Here is a 3,255-nt window from a genome sequence, read left to right on the forward strand (position 1 = left end):
CCTGTACAGGGGAAGGTGAATACTGATCAAGGTATGCCGGATAAAAGCGGTGAAAAATATCCTGTACTGTGGGCTTATCCATTGGCTGTACCATCCTTTCCGTCAAAAGGACTGCGTATGCCCATAAGGGATTTGTTGCTGACATGGAGATAAACTTCTGTGGATTTCGGATCGCGGTGCCCAAGCAGTGCCTGAATATTCCGCGGCTCCACTCCCTGCTCCATAAGATGGGTGGCAAAGCTGTGGCGGAGGCAGTGGGGAGTGACCCCGGATAATCCGGCAGCCGCTGCTGAACGACGGATAACCTGTTCCACGGAAGAAACGGTAAGGTATTCCCCGGTAAATTTATTCGGGAAAAGAATATCACGTGGTTTTCCGCATGCAAACCAGTATTCTGTAAGAAGTGCAAGATTTCGCTCGGAAAGAATGGTATAGCGGTCCATACGGTTCTTTGTATCCCGGACATGAATCTGCATGTGGGTGCGGGAAATATCCTCGTAATGAAGATGAACCACTTCAGAGACACGCATCCCGGAAGAATACATGGTGGCAAATATAGCTTTATACTTTAGATCACTGGTTGCATTGAGCAGACGGTCGATTCCTTCAGAAGAAAGAACTGTTGGAAGTTTATACTCCTTAATCATGCGTGGGACAGTGATATCATCCCACAGAACGTGAAGTACATTCCGATAGAAAAAACGGATGGCTGAATTATAAAGGTTGAGGGTGGTTGCTTTCAGACCATCGTCTTTCTTGGCAAGAAGAAAGCTCCTAACATCCTGACAGGTAAGATCTTCTGGAACTTTTCCCATGTAATTCAGGAAATAAGAAACATAGTTTTTGTAGCAGTTAATGGAACGCTCTTTAAGGTTACGGATTTTTCCGGCTTCCTCAAACTGTAATAAATATTTTTCGTACATAATAAATCCTCCATGAATTAAATAGCAAACAAACAGTAACTACCATTCATGGAGGAGCATGAGCATCATAAAAATGCTTGTCTGTAAAGAGAATTAATGATATTCTATTCATGGCAGTAGTAGTGATGATCCTGTGTGTATATGGTTGTTATTTTGTGGTGATTTAACAATACCTTATTTAGGACTTGCTGGCTACTGCTTTTTATTTAAAGTTAAGAAAAACTGCGCCACAGCCTTGGCAGGCCATCGCGTAGCGATTTTGTTCAATTTCAGTTTGTAGAATAAAAGCATAAACAAGAGGTTGTTAGAAAAATACTGTCTAACCACCTCTACAACAATTATCCTTTGTGAAAACTTGTAAACCGTTTGCTCCGAAAATTTTTTCTTTCAAAAAAAACGAGCGGTTGACAAGTTGGTTACACTTTTAGTTACACTCTATTAGCTGATGTGCGGAAAGCTCCTTTCTATGAGGGTTTGCGGTGTAGGGAAATTCGTTCAAGTCCCCTCTTCCGCAGTTTAGTTAGAGGGCTGAAATCCTTGATTTTTAAGGGCACTGAAAAACTCCCACTTTCTTGGTGGGAGTTTTCTCTTTTCTATATATAAACAACACATATATACAATATTGCACTAAAACATACAAAGAAAATACCGCTTTATTGGATAATAGGCTCAGCCAGCCTCGTGATCCTCTTGATATTTGCTACAAATGCTGTGAAATACATTTGCAGTTCCATGGCAAACAGCCCTCTCGAATCTGCTCTGCGCAATCCGTGGGCTTCTTTTAATTCCCCATTCTTTTCTTCGTTCCGGTGCCGAATCTTCATCCGTTCCCTGAAATACTCACTTTCCTCAAATTTAAGTCTTTCCAGGTTCTTTTCGCTTGCCTGTGTAATACTATAACTCCGTTCCTTTGATTTCCCTCTCCCTACACGGCAGCTTTCTCTTAACGGACATTTCCTGCATTTCACTTTGCTGAATATATACCTTAAATATGTATTCCCGTTCTTTGCTACCTGCTTCTCTACCCGCATCGCCAGTTCCCCGGCAGGGCATTGTGACATTCCGGCATCCTTATTATAACGGAATCCTTCATCCAGGTTCCCGTTTGCAGCTGCTGCCACAGCCCTATTTGTCCGCGCATCAATGAGATCTCTTTGCCACAGGCTTCCAGATTATCATCGCTGACATATGCCATATCCCCTATCACTTCTGTCACTTCTATCCCGTTTCCCGCTGCCTTTTCTATCAGTCCCGGTAATTCCTGCCCGTCCGGCGCACCTCCATGGGTTACGCTTATTCCCACGTTCAAACGTTCTTCTGTCATTGCCAGGTGGTTTTTATATCCGTAAAATGTGCTTGTTGGCGTCTTGTGCCCATACCGTGCATCTTTGTCATCCTTTAAACGGATATCCCTGTTCTTTTCATCCTCAAGCAGTTCCTTCCTTTCCTTGAAGATGTCCTGTATCCTCCGATTGCCGCAAGCCGCTATCCCTTCCTACAATGCCTGGTATAGTTCCTTCGTATATGCAATCTCTTCCTCCAGTCCGGCTTCCAATGATGGCCTTTTGGGAAATTTTTCCGATAATTCAAAAGCATTTTTATAGATTTCCTTCCGGAGCTGTTTACTCATATCCCGCAAAATCTGTGTAGGGGATTTCGCACGGACAGATGCGTTTGTATGAGTGGAATCCACAATAATGGTTCCCGATTTTATCAGGCCTTTATCCAAAGACTGCTGTATCGTTTCCTTTAACATATCTTCCAAAATATCTTCTGCAATACGGGTTTTTCTGAATTTAGTGAGAAGACCAGGATCTATCATTTTTGCTTCCGGTTCCAGATCCAGAAAAAACTTATATGCCATATCTGTCTGGGCACTGCTGATCAGGATTTCATCGGACAGGTCGTACAGCTTTTTCAAGAACAGCAGTTTGAACATCATCTCTGGTTCTTTTGCCGGACGTCCGAAATTTTCACAATATTGTTTACGCAGCATTGGATTTACAAAGCTGAAATCTATGTTCTCTTTCATCTTCCTCAAAAGATGATTCGAGGGAATGATCGCATCGTAAATCCCCTGATAAGGTGATACTGATAGTTTCAACTGTGAATTATCTTTCAGCACTTCGGAATCCTCCTTCCCCATACTTTTATTATAATGCATTACTGAAAAAAGCCCAATTCCTTTTGCAAAGAATTAGACTTTTTCAGTGTGGATCTATGTCAATACTTTGGACAAAAAAAGTCGAAAGATTATGCTGTTTTTTTAAGTTCCTCATCCTCCTTTTGCTGTGGTGTCAAATAACCAATAGAGCTATGTATCCGCTTACGA

At 42.2% G+C, this 3,255-nt stretch carries 4 protein-coding genes; all 4 read right to left on the reverse strand.

Annotated features, from left to right (window positions below):
- Positions 1-74: 74 nt before the first annotated feature.
- Entirely contained in the window at positions 75-923 is an 849-nt protein-coding gene (locus tag D5281_RS24380; RefSeq protein ID WP_160562457.1) for a tyrosine-type recombinase/integrase, read from the reverse strand.
- A 653-nt stretch (positions 924-1,576) separates the two neighbouring features.
- A complete protein-coding gene (locus tag D5281_RS26290; protein ID WP_277935606.1) occupies positions 1,577-1,984 on the reverse strand; it encodes a transposase in 408 nt (135 codons plus the stop codon).
- Positions 1,945-2,226: a hypothetical protein gene (locus D5281_RS26295; RefSeq protein ID WP_277935607.1), complete on the reverse strand. Its 282-nt coding sequence runs from the start codon at positions 2,224-2,226 to the stop codon at positions 1,945-1,947. Before D5281_RS26295 ends, D5281_RS26290 begins: the two co-directional genes overlap by 40 nt.
- 192 nt (positions 2,227-2,418) lie before the next feature.
- Positions 2,419-3,048, reverse strand: coding sequence for a transposase (locus tag D5281_RS26300; RefSeq protein ID WP_330585323.1), 630 nt, complete (start codon positions 3,046-3,048; stop codon positions 2,419-2,421).
- Positions 3,049-3,255 lie beyond the last annotated feature (207 nt).

Source organism: Parablautia muri (assembly GCF_009917485.1).
Lineage (GTDB): Bacteria > Bacillota > Clostridia > Lachnospirales > Lachnospiraceae > Suilimivivens > Suilimivivens muri.

What these genes read in the sequence shown, in the direction of transcription:
- D5281_RS24380 (WP_160562457.1), bottom strand. Translation starts at nt 923, where the DNA reads ATGTACGAAAAATATTTATTACAGTTTGAGGAAGCCGGAAAAATCCGT.
- D5281_RS26290 (WP_277935606.1), bottom strand. Translation starts at nt 1,984, where the DNA reads ATGTCACAATGCCCTGCCGGGGAACTGGCGATGCGGGTAGAGAAGCAG.